General features: G+C 36.2%; 1 protein-coding gene. It reads right to left on the reverse strand.

Going from position 1 to position 1,022, the window contains the following annotated elements; genetic code table 11:
* Positions 1-634: 634 nt before the first annotated feature.
* On the reverse strand, positions 635-1,022 hold a 388-nt coding region (locus tag Xmir_RS22165; RefSeq protein WP_244171028.1), incomplete at its 5' end, for a primase-like DNA-binding domain-containing protein.

Here is a 1,022-nt window from a genome sequence, read left to right on the forward strand (position 1 = left end):
ATTAATAGCTACGATCTCATTACATCTGAGAAGCTAAGCCGACTAAAACCTGTTGCTCTATCAATGACAACGACTTACCGTAAGTACATATACTGAACAAGATATAACAGAATAATTTATCTATTCAAGTGTAAATAGAGACACATAAAGAGAATTGTGATTAACTTCTCTTCTTAAATAAAATCAGTTAATTACATCATTTAAATTTCACGTAACACAATAGATTCAAATTACACTGACGCGCTACGCTTGTCTTCTATGGGTTATCTGGCTAATGTATTAACCAGATAACCCATAGAATCTGAAAAATATTATTCCTGCCAGAAAAACTATTTTTCACAATCCTACCCTATTAAAGAATTAGAGATAAAACTGTTCACCCTGTTCACTTGTAAATATTTTTATTTAAATTCAATTAATTAAATGATGATAACTTGAAACCAAACTCATCATTAGTCTTTATCCAACCCTTCACCTTAAACCGGAAAAAAGGTGAACAGGGTTGAACACTTATGGATAGTTTTAAAATAACTCTTCATCCTATAATGCATTGATATATCTGGTTTAAATTATAGAGTGAAAAGTGGTGAATACTTTTTATATTTATTTGACAAGTAGTTGTGATGGAAGAAATTTATTCATCTGGTTGGTCATTCCTTGTTAGTTTTGGCATCCATTCACTGGCCGTGTCGATATTCAAGTTCATATTGCTACGAATACCGTATTTGCTTTTTTTGCGCAGGTAATGCTGTCCATATTCTGCCAGTGCACCCGGCATATCCATGCCAAAGCGGGTTACGGAAATGGATTTATTCAGGTTGTTGCCTTTCATATAGGCAAGGTAAGCGTGATAAAGGTACTTGCGGGGATTGAACGGCACAATCTCCGCATTGCCGATTAACAGGCCATCGGCTTCATCAGATGCGAGCAGGTAACCGCAGAAATCGACCAGTGGATCGGTGCCGCGTTTGATATCCAATGCTTCTTCTGATTTCTGTTGTTCGGCCAGTAAACGTCTTGCA

Source organism: Xenorhabdus miraniensis (assembly GCF_002632615.1).